We start from the raw sequence: 14728 nt of genomic DNA, 5'->3' as shown, positions 1-14728 counted from the left end.
CTCGGAAGGCAGCGTCGTGAAAAGCTTTGAACAACCGCCGGCGTTGAACCTGTCGGAAGGGCAATGGGCGCTCTTCCTCGACATCGACGGAACCCTGCTGGAACACGCTGCCCATCCCGACGCGGTGTTCGTCGGCGAGGAATTGCGCAATCTGCTGGAACGCATCGAGCGGCGGCTGGATGGTGCGGTCGCCTTCATCACCGGCCGATCGATTCCCGCCGTGGACAAGCTGTTCCATCCGCTGAAGCTGCGGATCGCCGGACTGTATGGGCTGGAGCACCGGCTGACGCCGAGCGGTCCGATCGATGCCGCCGACGCGCCGGCCGACATCGCCGCCCTTGCGGACGAGATCGAGGCCGAACTGGGCAGCGGCAAGGTCTATGTCGAGCGCAAGGGGCCGGTCCTTGCCGTTCATACAAGAGCAGCACCGCAACTGCTTGCACCCGCAATCCAGCTCGTCGAACAGGCGTTGGCCCGGCTTCCGAAGGGTTATCGGGTGCTTCCGGGAAACGCCGGCGTCGAGCTCATGCCTTTGGAAGCCGTCAAAGGTGCTGCCATCCGGCGTTTCATGGACATTCCGCCCTTTGTCGGCCGGCGGCCGATATTCCTCGGAGACGATACATCGGACGAACACGGTTTCGAGGCGATCAATGAAATTGGCGGCATCTCCATCCGCGTGAAGCCGAACGGACCGACGGCCGCAACCTATGTCCTCGACGACGTGACCGGCGCAATAGCCTGGCTCGAGGCCAGTTTCGAGACGTCGGCGGTGGCCTGATCGCGCCGTGGCTCGGTTCAGCTGATCTTCCCGTCCACCATGTGAATGCGGCGATCCATGCGTGCGGCCATGTCGAGGTCATGCGTGACTGCCACGACCGTCTTGCCGCGTTCGCGCACCAGATTCTGCAGGATTGTGAACACCTGCTCCGAGCTCTTGCTGTCGAGGCTCCCCGTCGGCTCGTCTGCCAGGATAAGCGGCGGGTCGTTGGCGAGCGAGCGTGCCACCGCGACGCGCTGACGCTGGCCTCCCGAAAGCTGGTCCGGCCGCTTGTCGAGATGTTCGCCGAGCCCCAGCGATGACAGCAACTCGCCAGCCCGTTCGCGCATCACGGGTCGGGCCAGCCGACCAAGCTTGCGCATTGGAATTTCTACATTTTCGCGCGCCGTGAATTCCGGCAGAAGGAAATGAAACTGGAAGACGAAGCCCAGCGTCGAAAGCCGTGTCTGCGCCCGCTCCCTTTCATTCATAGGCTCGCTATCGCGTCCGCCTATCCTCAAGGTCCCGCCTGTCGGCCGGTCGAGCAACCCAAGCAGATAGAGCAGCGAGGACTTACCGGAGCCGGAGGGTCCGGTGACGGCGACGAATTCGTTGTCGTTGATCGTGAGCGTGACGTCCTTGACCAGCGTAACGGGGACCGTCTCTGGCAAGATGCGGGTCAGTCTCTCGGTCTCGATGAGTGCGCTCATGTCGCGCCTCTTACTATGTCGACCGGATTCAGGCGCGCTGCACGGCGCGCCGGCAGGTAGCCAGCCACCGCCGCCGAGCCCAGTGCGAAGGCCGAGGCGATGATATAGTGGGTCAGGCTCCAGGCTATCGGCAGCCGGGTCATCTCCTGGCCGGTCGCGGCGATCTCAAAACGGATGAGCGAAAGCGCATAGATCATGGAGAAGCCGAGCAGCCAGCCGAGAGCGGAACCGGCAGCGCCGATCACCAGGCCTTCGAGCAGAAAGAGCCGGCGCATGTCGGACTCTGGGAAGCCGAGCGATTTCATGATGGCGATGTCGCGCGCCTTCTCATGCGTGATGGTGGAGATGATGTTGTAGATGCCGAAGCCAGCAACCAGCATGATTGCGCCGACCACCGTGTACATGATGACGTTGCGCACAACGAGCGCTTCGAGAATCGATTCATTGGCTTCTTGCCACGCCACGGCCTTGTAGCCCAGCTCAGCCTCGGCGCGGCGCGCCACCGCCGGAGCGCGATTTGGATCGTCGAGCTTGATGCGGATCTCGTTGATGGCGTTTGGCCGCGCTGAGAGAATCTGCGCGTTCTTCAAAAGCACATAAGCTTCGCCTTCGTCGCGCGCGGTGGTGCCGGTGTGGAAAAGGCCGGCGATCTTGAAATTGCGCGTCAGCCCTTCCGAGGAGACCGCCGTTATCGTATCGCCGAACCCGGCACCGAGCCGGCTCGCCATCGTGTTGCCGATCAGCACGTTGTTGCCGCCCGCGGCAAGTGCCGAAAAGCTGCCTTCGACGAACTTGCCGACGATCGGCGAGACACCGGATTCGCGCTCTGGTTCGACCCCGATGATCGCCGCGCCGATTTCGCGGCTGGAATAACGGATCACGCCCTGCGTCTTTAGGCTTGCCGCGAAGCGGCCGGGAACCCAGCTCTCGAGCCAGGAGGTCGCGGCGGTCGGATTGATGATGCCGCGGCGATCGTCGCGCGGCCTGAGCCCGGAGATGGCGACGGTCTCGAAGTAGTCCTCGGCTGGCTGGCGGCGGGCTGTGCGCTGCTCGTCGGTGATGTCGACATGCGGCATCGTGTCGACGAGCTGCCTGACGAAATCGTCCTGCCCGCCCTGCATCAGCGCCGCCATCGCAATTGAGAAGCCGACACCCACCGCGACGCCGACTATGGCGACCAGCGTCTGGCGGCCGCGGCCGGCGATATGCGTTACGGCAATGTCGACGATCAGCGCCATCGTTGCCTATCTCTCCTGCGCGGCGGCGATGCTCACGCGCCCCCCGTCGCCGAGGTCGGCGGGATAGGGCGAGACGATGCTGATCTTCTCGTCGATGCCTGACTGTACTTCGACGCCATTGGTGCCGCGAATGCCCGTTCGGATTTCACGCCGCCAGGCCTTGTCGCCTTCGACTACGAACACCTTGTTCCCATCCACCGCAACCGACGGGATCAACAGCGCATTTTTCGAAACGCGGATGACAATGTTCACGTCGGTCGACATGCCTATACGAAGCGGCGTATTGTCCGGCAGGCGGAAGCGGACGCGATAGGTCTTCGTCACCGGATCGCCCTTGGGCGTGATGCTGTCGACCACCGCTTCCAGATTCTGCCGAGGGAACGCATCGGATCTAAGCAGCGCGCGCTGGCCGATCTCGACCCTTGGAATGTCCTCCTCGTTGACCTCGGCGACCACCAGCAGCGGCTTCGGCTCGCCGACCCAGAACAACACGGCGCCTAGTTCGGCGATCTCACCCACCTCGCCGTCCTGCCTGAGCACGATACCGGCGCTCGGCGCTCGTAAGACGTAGGTGTCGAGCCGCGCTTTCTGTCCGGCAACCAGCGCTTCGATCTGGCCAAGCTCGCTCTGCGCGCGATCGAGCGCCTGCTGGCTTGCCGCACGCCTTTCGGCAAGCACGGTCAGCCTCCGGAGCTCTTCCTGGGCAAGTGATTGACGCGCTTCGATCTCGCCAAGCACAGCCCGGGCCTCGCTGTCGTCAAGCCTGGCGAGTACGTCGCCCTGCCTAACTCGCGACCCCTCGCAATTGCATTGCTCGACGATCCGCTCGCGAACCACGGGAGCCACCTTGGCCCAGGTTCGCGGCTCGACGGAGCCGCTCGCATAGACAATTTCCGCCGCGTCGCCGCGTTGTGGCGTCACGACCGAAACCTTGGCCGGCTGCAACACATACCAAGCGCCGAAAGCAGCGGTCGCCGCGACAAGAACGATGCCGACAGTCCAACGTATCCGTCGCAAGAAGCTCTCCTTCCACCATCGAATGCGAACGTCGGAGCGGTGGCAGACATAGCATTAGACCGACCGTCGGTCTATAAAAGTTGCCTAAAGAAACGGTTCGTGCTCCTCTTGCCCCCTGTACTTTGTGAGGTCGATTTTGCCCCGAGTGATAAAGCCGCCGGAGATACGATCCGCCGAGCTCCTCGACTGTGCCCAGCGGCTTTTCTTTGAGCATGGCTACGACAGCACGACGGTGAACGACATCATCCGCGAGGCCGGCTTGTCGAAGGGTGCGTTCTATCACTATTTCGCGTCGAAGGAGGCCCTGCTGGAGGCGCTCGCCAGACGTCTCGCACGTGACAGCCTTGCCGAGCTGCAATCCCTCCTTGACGACCCGTCACTCGATGGGATTGGCCGGCTCAATGCACTCTTTGCCGGCTCGCGACGGCTGAACATCGAGCTTGCCCCGCAATTGCGAAAAACGTTCTTCGTCGTGTTCCGGCCCGAGAACCTTGCCCTCTTCCATCGGGTCGACCAGGCGGCCAGGGAACTGGCCGAGCCGATAATCACAAATCTGCTCAGGAAGGGAAGCGAGGAAGGCATTCTCGACGTGCCCGACCCGCAAGCTTTTGCCGAGATGTTCCTGCAACTCCGACTGACATTTCGGGACGTGATGCACCGCGCCCTGCTACCGGCCGAACAGGGTAATATCGACGAAGCAGCGCGGCTGCTCGAGGGCCGATTGCGGCTCTACGGCATCGCAATCGACCGGCTTCTGAAGTTGCCCGATGGAACGATAGAAGCCGTGCAGCCCGGTTTTGCCCGGGCTTTTCTCGAAGCCGGGCCGTAAGCCGCTGACAGCGATGGAGGAGAGTTGATGAGTAGGAAATCGCGCGCTTCGACCGATGCCGTTCTCAAGGAACTGCGCGCCTTCGGCCTCACCTATCCAGGCGCCGAGACAAAGAGTCCGTGGCCTGGTCACGACGATCTCGCGGTGAAAGGCAAGACCTTTGCTTATTTGAGCCTGGAGGGCGAACCGTTCAGCATCTCCCTCAAACTCCCCTACAGCGGCGACGAGGCGAGAAAGCTCCACTATGCGTCGCCGACGGAGTACGGCCTTGGCAAGAGCGGATGGGTGACATTCGAACCAGCATCGGACGAACTGCCACCGATCGGACAACTGAAGTCATGGCTCGATGAGAGTTATCGCGCACAAGCGCCCAAAAAGCTTGCCGCCCTGATCACGTACAAGGTGGACTCGGGAGCTTAGGTCGAGCGATCGGTGTCACCCCACGAATCGTCGGCGCTAGAAGCTCAACGACGCCACGCCGATAAGCGCGTTTCTCATTGAATGACTTTAAGCCCAAAGCCGGCAAATCGTCTGCTTGCCGGTTCCCCTGCGTCAGGCTTAACCTGCGTGCCATGCGTGGAGGCGCGTGCGGTTGCAAGGGGAGGACATAGCAATGACAATACAAGGCGCATCACCGGACCTGTACAATGAGGATCTCGCTCCGGCGAAGGTTCGAAACTGGGGACCGTTCTCGATCTTCAACGTCTGGACGTCGGACGTCCACAGCCTGTGGGGCTACTATCTCGCTGCCAGCCTGTTCCTGTTCTGCGGCGGCTTCGTCAACTTCATCATCGCCATCGGTATCGGTTCGCTGATCATCTATGCGCTGATGAACATGGTCGGCTATGCCGGCGTGAAGACCGGGGTGCCCTACCCGGTCCTGGCGCGTGCCTCCTTCGGCATCTGGGGCGCCAACATACCGGCGCTGGTGCGCGCCATCGTCGCCTGCTTCTGGTACGGCGCGCAGACGGCGGCCGCCTCCGGGGCGATCGTAGCCCTGCTGATCCGCTCGCAATGGTTCGCCGACTTCAACCAGAGCACCCATTTCCTCGGCCACTCCGGGCTCGAGGTGATCTGTTTCGCCATCATCTGGGCGCTGCAGCTCCTGATCATCCAGAAAGGCATGGAAACGGTGCGCCGCTTCCAGGATTGGGCCGGACCGGCGGTGTGGGTGATGATGCTGATCCTGGCGATCTATCTTTGCATCAAGGCAGGCACCTTCGCGTTCACCAGCGACATCCCGATGGATGTGCTGCTGGAAAAGACAAAGGACGCGGGCGTGCCGGGCACGCCGGGCTCCTGGACCTCGCTGTTTGCGGTGGCCGCGATCTGGGTGACCTATTTCTCCGCGCTCTATCTCAACTTCTGCGATTTTGCGCGCTACGCCCCGGACAAGGCATCGCTGCGCAAGGGCAATATCTGGGGCCTGCCGATCAATCTTATCCTGTTCTCGCTGGTCGCCGGCGTCACCACGATCGCCGCCTTCGACGTCTATGGCGAGGTGCTGCTGCATCCCGACCAGATTTCGGCGAAATTCGACAGCTGGTTCCTGGCGGCGCTCGCAGCCCTGACCTTTGCGGTGGCGACGCTCGGCATCAATGTGGTGGCGAACTTTGTGTCGCCGGCCTTCGACTTCTCCAATGTCTTTCCACGCCAGATCGACTTCAAGAAGGGCGGCTACATCGCGGCGCTGATCGCGCTGGTGCTCTATCCATTCGCGCCCTGGGAAGGCAGTGCCGCCTCCTTCGTCAACATCATTGGCGCGACGATGGGGCCGATCTTCGGCGTGATGATGGTCGACTATTACCTGATCCGGAAGGGCGAGGTCGACGTCGAGGCGCTCTACAGGGAGAATGGCGAATTCCGCTTTCAGGGCGGCTGGCATGTCAATGCCTTCATCGCCGCCGGTATCGGCGCGGTCTTCTCCTCGATCCTGCCCAACTTCACCAGCCTGCTGCCGTCCTGGTGGGGCGTCTATGGCTGGTTCTTCGGCGTGGCAATTGCCGGCGTTATCTACTACGTGCTGCGCACGATGGCACTCGGTGCCGGAGCCAGGATAGCCAAAGCTTGAGCGATTCGGGGCGGCGCAAGCCGCCCCGTTCATTCTGCGACCATCTCGGCCAGGCGGCGCACTGTATTCCAGTTGCGCGAGGTGCCGATGCCCAGGCGTTTGTGACTGACCGCCGCAAGCAGCCGCGAACTCGGCGTCTCGCGGGAAAAGACGATCCAGATGTCGCCGCCGACAATCCGCAGCTTCTCGTCCTTGCCGGCATATGCCTCAAGCGCCGCGGCGGTCTCGGCGGGAACGGGCGCTCGCATCACGCGCACCGCCACCTGGTCCGCGGCCTCGGCCGATTCAGCTGGGAACGGATTGCCGGCCGCCAGCCTTAGCCAGCCGTCGGCGCGGCGCACGATGATGTCGACGTGGCGGCCGAAAGTCTTTGCGAACGCCGCCTCCAGCCGCTGCTCCAACGCCGCAAGTTCTGTTTCTTGCGCCTCGAAGACCAGATTGCCGGTCGCTACCAGCGTGCGCGGGTTATTCAGACCCAGGCCTTCGGCCATCGCCTTCAGATCGGACATGACGACCCGCTGCCCCTCGCCCAGGACAATGCTGTAGAGCAGCGCGACGTAAGTTTGCATGGGCGGCTAGTCTAGACCAGCCGCGACTGCTCTACCGCCGCCTCGATGAAGCTGGCAAACAGCGGGTGCGGATCGAGCGGCCGGCTTTTCAACTCGGGATGGTACTGCACGCCGATGAACCAGGGGTGGTCGGGATATTCGACCGTTTCCGGTAGCACGCCGTCCGGCGACATGCCGGCAAACACCAGGCCGCAATCCTCGAGCCGCTCCTTGTAGTCGACATTGACCTCGTAGCGGTGGCGATGGCGTTCGGAAATCTGGGTATCGCCATAGATCTCGGCGATCTTCGATCCCTTGGCGAGGTCGGCCTGGTAGGCACCGAGCCGCATGGTACCACCAAGGTCGCCGGTTTCCCTGCGCTTTTCCAGCATGTTGCCCTTCAGCCATTCGGTCATCAAGCCGACGACCGGCTCCTCGGTTGGACCGAACTCGGTCGATGATGCGCGCTCGACGCCGGCCAGCGAACGCGCCGCCTCGATGCAGGCCATCTGCATGCCGAAGCAGATGCCGAAATACGGCACCTTGCGCTCGCGCGCGAACTTCGCCGCCAGGATCTTGCCCTCCGAGCCGCGCTCGCCAAAACCGCCGGGGACGAGAATGCCATGGACCTTCTCCAGCCACGGCGCCGGGTCTTCCTTCTCGAATATCTCGCTTTCGATCCAGTCGAGCTTGACCTTGACCCGGTTGGCGAGGCCGCCATGCGATAGCGCCTCGATTAGCGATTTGTAGGCGTCCTTGAGGCCGGTATATTTGCCGACGACGGCAATGGTCACTTCGCCTTCCGGATTGTGGATGCGGTTGGACACCGCTTGCCACCGTTCCATGCGCGGCTTCGGCGCCGGATCGATGCCGAAGGCCGCCAGCACTTCCGAATCCAGCCCTTCATTGTGATAGGCCATCGGCACGTCGTAGATATGCGGGACGTCGAGCGCCTGGATGACGGCGCTTTCGCGGACATTGCAGAACAGCGACAGCTTTCTGCGCTCTTCCTTGGGGATCGGCCGATCGGCGCGGACCAGCAGTATGTCGGGTGCAATGCCGATGCCGCGCAACTCCTTGACCGAATGCTGCGTCGGCTTGGTCTTCAGTTCGCCTGCCGTCGGAATGTAAGGCATCAAGGTCAGGTGGACGTAGACGGCGTTGTTGCGCGGCAGGTCGTTGCCGAGCTGGCGGATCGCCTCCAGGAACGGCATCGCTTCGATGTCGCCGACGGTGCCGCCGATCTCGCACAGCACGAAATCGTAGTCGTCATTGCCGTTGAGGACGAAATTCTTGATCTCGTCGGTGACGTGCGGAATGACCTGCACGGTAGCGCCGAGATAGTCGCCGCGCCGCTCGCGCTCGATGATGTTCTTATAGATCCGGCCGGTGGTGATGTTGTCTTGCTGGTTGGCCGAGCGGCCGGTGAAGCGCTCATAATGGCCAAGATCGAGATCGGTCTCGGCCCCGTCATCGGTCACGAAGACTTCGCCGTGCTGATAGGGCGACATCGTGCCGGGATCGACATTGAGATAGGGATCGAGCTTTTTGATGCGTGCGCGATAGCCCCGCGCCTGCAAGAGAGCCCCAAGGGCCGCTGCAGCAATACCTTTTCCAAGTGAGGAAACCACGCCGCCTGTGATGAATACATATCGCGCCATGGGAGTCATCGCTTAACGCGGCCGAATTGATTCCGCCAGAGAAAAAAACCGCCGCGAAGGCTTTTTCCCAAGAAGGCGCTCTGGTCGTTGGCGTATCAAAACAAAAGGGCCGGCGAGGCCGGCCCTTTTGGCACGATCTGTCAAAGCGTCAGATGATGACGACTTTGGTGCCTACTTTCACCCGGCGGTAAAGGTCCATGACGTGCTCGTTGATCATACGGAAGCAGCCATTGGAGGCGCTGGTTCCGATTGACTGCGGCGCGATGGTGCCGTGAATGCGCAGGTGGGTATCCTTCTTGCCGTCGTAAAGATAGATGGCGCGCGCACCGAGCGGATTGTCGCCGCCGCCGGGCATGCCGTCCTTGTACTGGCCATAGTGCTTGGGTTCGCGCTTTTGCATATCCAGCGTCGGAATCCAGCGCGGCCATTCCTGCTTGTCGCCGACGGCAACCGTACCCTTGAACTGCAGGCCTTCCCGGCCGACCGCGATGGCATAACGGCGGGCGGTTGACGATGATTCGACGAGGTAGAGACGACGGGCGCTGGTATCGATGACGATGGTGCCGGGGTTGTAGCCGGTGAATTCGACCTCCTGCGGCACGAATTCCGCCTTGACCTTGAACTGCCGCTTGGCCTGCTTCCTTTCGAGCGCGGCGTCGAGCGCGCGTGTTTCCGGAAGCAGCGACATCGACGAAGTGGATGTGCCGCCGAACAGTCCCGCGAACAGCCCGACGCTCTGCGGCTTCTGCCCGACCGGTTCGCTGCGCAACTCGCCATTGTTGCCGGTCAGCGCAACGTTCATGGCCTCGGCCGGGATCGGCTCGGCCGACTGGATCGGCGCAATGGGCGTAATCGGTTCGATGATGTTGACGGTCTTCTTCTTGGCCGGCGTGGCGTCAGCCACCTTGGCCGTTGCGAGCGGCTGGCTCTTCTTGGCAAGGAACGCCTGCCGTTCCGCATCGGCTTTGGCTTTCGCCGCCTCGCGCATCGCTAGCTTCCTGGCTTCGAGTGCCTTGGCGCGAGCGGCTTCCTTGTCGGCTGCGATCTTGGCTTCGATCTTGCGGATCTGCGCAAGGTCGTCCGGCGTCGGATCTTTCTTCTTCTTGAGAAGCTTCAATTGCGCTGCATCGCTTTTGGCAGCGACCTTGACGACGTCGGTTGTTGTTGCGGCTTTGTGGGCCGAGTTTGCCGTCGGCATGGCCGCGTAAGCGGGCGCACCTAGGCTGAGCACGGCACAAAGGCCGGCAAAAATGAAGCTGCGAAGCTGCATGGGGAAGATCCGATCGTTCAATGCTTGTTGCCCACGGCGTCGCCCGGCGCCCCCCAAGGACGCCGAGAATGCCGCGTGCAACCTATAATCGATTAGCCGGAAGCGCCTCAAGCGTGAGGCGCAGTCGAATCTTCGTGATCGTGCGGCATTTGCCGCGACTGTGTTCAAACGACAACAGATCGCGGCATAAGTTGCCCTATTACTGGTTGGGGACCTGCGGCGTGGCCGGCGCGGTGGCGCCGTTTGTCGCTGGCGGCGTCGCCGGAGCGGTTGCCGGCGGCGTCGTTGCCGCGCCATTGCCGGACGGCGGGATCGGCGCCGTGGTGCCCGAAGGCGGCGTCGGCGTCGTGGTTCCAGGCAATTGGTTGAGTACGCCCTTGCCTGCTCCGTCCGAGGTCGCCGGCACGCGATCGAGAATGTCGATCGGCTTCTCGCCATAGCGCGCAACGATCGACAGTGTCAGCGAAGTGACGAAGAAAGCGGCAGCCAGGATCGCCGTCGCCCGCGTCAGCGCATTGGCGGCGCCACGCGCGGTCATGAAGCCCGATCCGCCGCCGATGCCGAGGCCGCCGCCTTCGGAGCGCTGCAGCAGCACCACGCCGACAAGCGCGAGCACGACCATGAGGTGGACGACGATCAGTACGGTTTCCATAATTTACCCTGGCAAGGCCTTGTGCGGCCGCTGATTTGGAGGCGGCTCAATACAATGCTTTGACGGCATTTCCAAGCCCGTGGCCGGAATATGGGAAGCAATGCGTCCTTTGCAACGATTTCGGCGCCGGCCGTCCGCTCAAATGCAGCAAGCAGCCCTTGTATCAAGCGATGTTTCGATAGGCTTCCGCGATGCCGAGGAAGTCCGCCGCCTTTAGGCTGGCGCCGCCGACCAGCGCGCCATCGACATTCCTGACGCCGAGCAACTCGACGGCGTTGGACGGCTTGACCGAGCCGCCGTAGAGAATGCGCATCTTGGCCGCCGTATTGCCGAGCTTCCGTGCCAGTTCTTCGCGGATATGCGCATGTGCCTCGGCGACGTCGGCGGCGGTCGGGGTCAAGCCGGTCCCAATCGCCCATATTGGCTCATAGGCAATGACGGTGTTGGAAGCCGTGGCGTTTGGCGGGACCGAGCCAGCGACCTGGCGCGACAGCACGTCGAGCGTGGCTCCTGCTTCTCGTTCGGCTCTTGTCTCACCAATGCAGATGATGGCCACCAGCCCGGCGCGCCATGCGGCGGAGGCCTTGGCCTGGACCAAGGCATCGTCCTCCTTGCGATCGGCGCGGCATTCGGAATGGCCGACGATGACATGGCTGGCACCTGCATCCTTCAGCATCTCGGCCGAAATGCAGCCGGTATAGGCGCCGCTTTCCTCGGTGTGGCAATCCTCTCCGCCGGCCCGCACCGGCGTGCGCGACAGAATCTCGGCGGCGTGCGCAAGCAAGGTCGCCGGCACGCAGACCACCGCTTCGGTCTCGGCGTCGAGCCCACTCATGAAGCCGTTGCCGATCATCCTGAGCTCGTTGAGCGAGGCGCTAGTGCCGTTCATTTTCCAGTTGCCAGCGACGAGCGGGCGGATTCCAGGCGTCATGGGATTTGTTTCTCCGGGCAATTTCCAGCTGGCCCTCACTATCAAAATCAGGCCACAAAGCAATCGACAGTGGGCAGGAAGGGCGCTATTGCGCTTGTTTCAGACTCGGCGCATGCGAAATGCGCAAAAATCGGAAGTACTCATGCTTGGTATGTTGAGAAGCGCGGCGGGGACCTGGGTCGCTAAACTGCTGCTGTCATTGTTGGTGTTGAGCTTCGCCGTCTGGGGCATCTCGGGCCGCCTGATGGGCGGTCTTGCCGGCCATGATGCCGTGATCACGGCCGGAGGCACCAAGGTCTCGATCAACGAATACCGCCTCGCCTACGATCGCCAGCTCAGCGTCATGTCGCAGCAATTCGGCAAGCGCATCAGCCGTGAGCAAGCGACGGCGCTCGGCATCGACAACCAGGTGCTGGCGCAACTCGTGTCGGGCGCTGTCCTCGACGAGCAGGCCCGCAAGCTCGGACTCGGCCTGTCAAAGGACCGGCTCGCCGAACTGACGCGTGAAGACCCGGCGTTCAAAGGGCCTGCCGGAAGCTTCGACAGGAGAACCTTCGAGTACCTGCTTCGGCAGATCGGCATGCGGCCGGAAGACTATTTGAAGAACCGCGCCCAGGTCGCGGTCCGCCAGCAGATCGTCGAGGCGGTTTCGGACGGCCTCAAGGCCCCGGATACATTCTTCAAGGCGGTCGCGCTCTATCGCGGCGAAGATCGCACCATCGACTACCTGACCTTGCCGAAATCGCTTGTCGAGCCGATAGAAGCGCCGTCCGACAGCGCGCTTTCGGCCTATTTCGAGGAAAACAAGAAAACCTACGCCGCGCCCGAATACCGCAAGTTCTTCTATGTCAGGCTCGAACCGGAAGACATCATGGATTTGAGCGCGGTGACCGACCAACAGGTCAGCGACGACTACAATAAGAACAAGGCGCGCTACACCACGCCGGAGATGCGCACCATCGAGCAGCTTGTGTTCAAGACACCTGATGCCGCAAAGGCGGCGCTCGATTCGCTCAGGACCGGCGCGACCTTCGACAAGATCGTCGCTGCCGAAGGCAAGACGCCGGCCGACACGCTGCTCGGCACGCTGGCCAAGGACAAGATCGCCGACAAGGCGGTCGCCGATGCTGCCTTCAAACTCAACGTCAATGAGGTCAGCCCGGTCGTACAGGGCGCCTTTGGTCCCGTTCTGCTGCGCGTCACCGAGATCAAGCCCGAAGTGGTGAAGCCGCTGGCCGAAGTGTCCGAGCAGATCCGCAAGGACCTGGCACTGGGCGAGGCAAGCCGCATCTTGCTGGACGTGCACGACAATTACGAGGATACGCGCGCCTCGGGCAGTTCGCTCGCCGAGGCAGCCGCCAAATTGAAGCTGAAGGTCGTCACCATCGATGCCATCGACCGCACCGGCCAACGGCCGGATGGAAGCATCGTCAAAGACCTGCCGGAATCGCCGGCACTCATCAAGGCGGTGTTCGAATCCGAACCCGGAACCGACAATGAAGGCCTCACCACCGCCGATAACGGCTTCGTCTTCTACGACGTGAGCGCGATCACGCCTGCCCGCGACCGCACATTGGACGAAGTCCGCCAGAAGGTCGTGGCCGACTGGACCGCGGCGGAGACCACCAAACGGCTCACCGCAAAAGCACAGGAGCTCGAGAAGCGTCTCAAGGCTGGCGCCACGCTCGAGGTGATCGCCGGTGAGCTCAAGCTCGAAAAGCAGACCAAGCGCGGCGTCAAGCGCGATGCGGACGACGTCGATTTCGGCAAGGACGGCGCCGCCGCGATGTTCGGCGTCGGCGAAGGCGGCACCGGGCTGATCCCCTCACCTACGGGCGACGGACAGATCCTGTTCAAGGTTGCCGAGGTGTTCGAGCCTGCCGGGGCCGATGCCAGCTCAGTACCCGAGGACGCACAGAAGTCCTTCACCTCCGGCATGTCCGACGACCTGCTCGACCAGTTGGTGGCGCAGTTGCAGACGCAATATGACGTCCGCATCGATCAGACGGCCGTAACCCAAGCCCTGGCCAGATGAGCGCGCTGAAGATCCACATCGCCAAGGTCGCCGCCGGCAGCGCTCTTTCTTTCGAGGAGGCGCGCGAGGCCTTCGACATTATCATGTCGGGCGATGCTACCCCCGGCCAGATCGGCGGCTTCTTGATGGCATTGCGCGTGCGCGGTGAGACCGTCAGCGAGATCGCCGGCGCCGTCGCCACCATGCGCGCCAAGATGCTACGTGTCGAAGCCCCCGAGGGCGCCATCGACATTGTCGGCACCGGCGGCGACAATTCGCACAGCGTCAACATTTCGACCGCATCCGCTTTCGTCATCGCCGGCAGCGGCGTGCCCGTCGCCAAGCACGGCAATCGCGGACTGTCCTCGCTGACCGGCGCCGCCGATGTGCTGATCGCATTGGGCGTCAAGATCGACATCCCTCCGGAGACGATCGGCCGCTGCATCCACGAGGCCGGCGTCGGCTTCATGTTCGCGCCGGCGCATCACCCGGCGATGAAGCATGTCGGCCCGACCCGGGTCGAGCTCGGAACCCGCACCATCTTCAACCTGCTGGGCCCGCTTTCCAATCCGGCGAGTGTCAGACGGCAGATGGTCGGCGTGTTCCTGCCCGAATGGATCATGCCCGTGGCAGAAACGTTGAAGGAACTTGGTGCCGACCATGCCTGGATCGTCCATGGCGACGGCTATGACGAGATCACCACCACCGGCGAGACACTTGTCGCCGAACTGGCCGGCGGCGAGATCCGCAGCTTTACGCTGACCCCGGAAGCAGTCGGGCTGACGCGTCACACCAAGGACGAGTTGCGCGGCGGCGACGCCGCCCACAACGCCCAGGCACTGCGCGACATGCTGGGCGGCGCCGCCGGCGCCTTTCGCGATACGGTGCTGATGAATGCCGGCGCCGGGCTGGTGGTGGCCGGCAAAGCGACGACGCTTGCCGACGGCATGGTAACGGCGGCGCAGGCCATCGACAGCGGCCGCGCGCTGAAAGTGCTCGATAGGCTGATCGAGATTTCGAACGGTTAAAA

Annotated in this window: 14 protein-coding genes; 6 read left to right on the top strand and 8 right to left on the bottom strand. The window is 62.7% G+C overall.

Translation table 11 applies throughout. The features are described 5' to 3' along the window. Nucleotides 1-16 precede the first annotated feature (16 nt). A complete protein-coding gene (gene otsB / locus X773_RS45355) occupies nt 17-778 on the top strand; it encodes a trehalose-phosphatase (protein ID WP_031211298.1) in 762 nt (253 codons plus the stop codon). A gap of 17 nt (nt 779-795) precedes the next feature. Here otsB and X773_RS45350 read toward each other — a convergent pair whose 3' ends face one another. The 3 genes from X773_RS45350 to X773_RS45340 are packed head-to-tail and all read right to left on the bottom strand — an operon-like array spanning nt 796 to nt 3695. Then, nucleotides 796-1467, bottom strand: coding sequence for an ABC transporter ATP-binding protein (locus tag X773_RS45350; RefSeq protein WP_023674967.1), 672 nt, complete (start codon nt 1465-1467; stop codon nt 796-798). Next, nucleotides 1464-2705, bottom strand: coding sequence for an ABC transporter permease (locus X773_RS45345; RefSeq protein ID WP_023674966.1), 1242 nt, complete (start codon nt 2703-2705; stop codon nt 1464-1466). The genes X773_RS45350 and X773_RS45345 overlap by 4 nt, the downstream gene beginning before the upstream one ends. Nucleotides 2706-2711: 6 nt before the next feature. Beyond that, complete coding sequence (locus X773_RS45340) at nt 2712-3695, bottom strand: efflux RND transporter periplasmic adaptor subunit (protein ID WP_245274630.1); 984 nt, start codon at nt 3693-3695, stop codon at nt 2712-2714. A 163-nt stretch (nt 3696-3858) separates the two neighbouring features. On the opposite strand from X773_RS45340, the gene X773_RS45335 reads away from it, so the two are divergent. The 3 genes from X773_RS45335 to X773_RS45325 all read left to right on the top strand — a co-directional run bounded on the left by X773_RS45335 (nt 3859) and on the right by X773_RS45325 (nt 6622). Then, on the top strand, nt 3859-4551 hold the full coding sequence (locus X773_RS45335) for a TetR/AcrR family transcriptional regulator (RefSeq protein ID WP_023674964.1): 693 nt from the start codon (nt 3859-3861) through the stop codon (nt 4549-4551). A 27-nt stretch (nt 4552-4578) separates the two neighbouring features. Further along, nucleotides 4579-4971 carry an MmcQ/YjbR family DNA-binding protein gene (locus tag X773_RS45330; protein ID WP_023674963.1) on the top strand — a complete coding sequence of 131 codons (393 nt, stop codon included), beginning with the start codon at nt 4579-4581 and terminating at the stop codon, nt 4969-4971. Between the two features lie 193 nt (nt 4972-5164). Beyond that, nucleotides 5165-6622 (top strand): NCS1 family nucleobase:cation symporter-1, encoded by a 1458-nt coding sequence (locus tag X773_RS45325; protein ID WP_023674962.1) that lies wholly within the window; start codon nt 5165-5167, stop codon nt 6620-6622. Between the two features lie 29 nt (nt 6623-6651). Here the strand turns inward: X773_RS45325 and X773_RS45320 are convergent, their stop codons facing one another. From X773_RS45320 to tpiA, 5 genes are all read right to left on the bottom strand, one after another. Beyond that, nucleotides 6652-7191 (bottom strand): DUF1697 domain-containing protein, encoded by a 540-nt coding sequence (locus X773_RS45320; RefSeq protein ID WP_023674961.1) that lies wholly within the window; start codon nt 7189-7191, stop codon nt 6652-6654. 11 nt (nt 7192-7202) lie between these two features. Further along, entirely contained in the window at nt 7203-8831 is a 1629-nt protein-coding gene (locus X773_RS45315) for a CTP synthase (RefSeq protein ID WP_023674960.1), read from the bottom strand. A 148-nt stretch (nt 8832-8979) separates the two neighbouring features. Next, nucleotides 8980-10101: a L,D-transpeptidase gene (locus X773_RS45310; RefSeq protein ID WP_023674959.1), complete on the bottom strand. Its 1122-nt coding sequence runs from the start codon at nt 10099-10101 to the stop codon at nt 8980-8982. A 199-nt stretch (nt 10102-10300) separates the two neighbouring features. Beyond that, nucleotides 10301-10753, bottom strand: a complete 453-nt coding sequence (secG, locus tag X773_RS45305) for a preprotein translocase subunit SecG (protein ID WP_023674958.1) — start codon at nt 10751-10753, stop codon at nt 10301-10303. Nucleotides 10754-10916: 163 nt separating this feature from the next. Then, nucleotides 10917-11684 carry a triose-phosphate isomerase gene (tpiA, locus tag X773_RS45300; protein WP_023674957.1) on the bottom strand — a complete coding sequence of 256 codons (768 nt, stop codon included), beginning with the start codon at nt 11682-11684 and terminating at the stop codon, nt 10917-10919. Nucleotides 11685-11826: 142 nt separating this feature from the next. Here tpiA and X773_RS45295 point away from each other — a divergent pair, with 142 nt between their 5' ends. Both X773_RS45295 and trpD read left to right on the top strand, forming a co-directional pair. After that, nucleotides 11827-13719 carry a SurA N-terminal domain-containing protein gene (locus X773_RS45295; RefSeq protein ID WP_023674956.1) on the top strand — a complete coding sequence of 631 codons (1893 nt, stop codon included), beginning with the start codon at nt 11827-11829 and terminating at the stop codon, nt 13717-13719. Beyond that, a complete protein-coding gene (gene trpD, locus X773_RS45290; RefSeq protein WP_023674955.1) occupies nt 13716-14726 on the top strand; it encodes an anthranilate phosphoribosyltransferase in 1011 nt (336 codons plus the stop codon). Before X773_RS45295 ends, trpD begins: the two co-directional genes overlap by 4 nt. Nucleotides 14727-14728 lie beyond the last annotated feature (2 nt).

This window comes from Mesorhizobium sp. LSJC280B00 (assembly GCF_000502835.1).
In the GTDB taxonomy this organism is placed as follows: domain Bacteria; phylum Pseudomonadota; class Alphaproteobacteria; order Rhizobiales; family Rhizobiaceae; genus Mesorhizobium.
This window is presented reverse-complemented; position numbering and strand designations above follow the sequence as displayed.